Source organism: Allomuricauda sp. F6463D, from assembly GCF_023015965.1.
GTDB lineage: Bacteria > Bacteroidota > Bacteroidia > Flavobacteriales > Flavobacteriaceae > Flagellimonas.
On the sequence record NZ_JALKAN010000013.1, the window covers coordinates 1 to 1212 of the forward strand.

The window sequence follows — 1212 nt, forward strand, 5'->3', positions numbered from 1 at the left end:
AGCCTTGCCGATGGAAAGGAGCTGGACTTTGAGACCGCAGAAGAACATGTGCTGACCGTAACAGTGACCGATGGCACCGAATCCGTGGATGCAACGATAACGATCACAGTGGTAAATGTCATTGAAAGTATGTTCGAGGACCCGGCATCCTTTATCACCACATGGGAGGTACCCGAGAATAATTTTGAGCTGGAGATAGGAACAAATGATGACTTTGATTACGATTTCACCATTGACTGGGGGGACGGTACCATTGAACAGTTGGTCGACCTACAAGACCCGACACATGTTTACGCAACAGCAGGAACTTACAAAGTGGCCATACAGGGAGATTTTCCGCAAATTTTGGTGACTAATAGCTCCTATCATACGTTAAGAGGCATTAACCAATGGGGCGCTATTGAATGGAAAAGTTTTCATTATGCATTTTCCCTGTGTCTAAATATGGAATACCATGCCACAGATATGCCGGACCTCTCCCAAGTATCCGAGTTAGAAGGGATGTTTTATAAGGCCGAATCCTTTAATGGGGATATCAGTGGTTGGGATGTGAGCAATGTTACCGATATGTCTCTCATGTTCTCTGATGCCATTTCATTTGATCAAAATCTGAGTGGTTGGGATATTGGCATGGTAACAAGTATGGTTGATATGTTCAACGGTTCCGGAATGTCGGCACTTAACTTTTCCAACACATTGATCGGATGGGCTGCGATGGATGTACAGCCCAACGTAAAACTTGGTGCTAATAACATAGATATGTGTGTTAGTGTGCAAGACGCTTACAATACTCTTATAGATGCACCCAATAATTGGAACATTGTGTATAATGCTGTAGTAGCCTGCAATTAAAAGACAAGCGTTTTATTCCAAATAACTGTAGAGCCTTCCGTGCAAACGGGGGGCTTTTTTTGTATTGATGCAATTAGCAATAAACAATTGACAGTGAACAATTAACAATTAACAATAAGCAATTTCCATTAACCATTAACCATTAACCATTAAGCATTAAGCAGTAAGCAGTAGGCAGTACTCAGTTGGCAGTAATCAGTAGTTTAACTTCGTACATCTGACTTCGTACATCTGACTTCGTACTTCCAACCACCAACCATTAACCATTAACCAACGAGCAGTAGGCAGTACTCAGTTGGCAGTACTCAGTAGTTTAACTTCGTACATCTGACTTCGTACTTCCAACCACCAACCATTGAC

The 1212-nt window shown here is 42.2% G+C and carries 1 protein-coding gene; it reads left to right on the forward strand.

Annotated elements, in window-relative coordinates:
• A partial coding sequence (locus tag MWU56_RS16435) for a BspA family leucine-rich repeat surface protein (RefSeq protein ID WP_247046502.1) occupies positions 1–852 on the forward strand: 852 nt, incomplete at its 5' end.
• Positions 853–1212 lie beyond the last annotated feature (360 nt).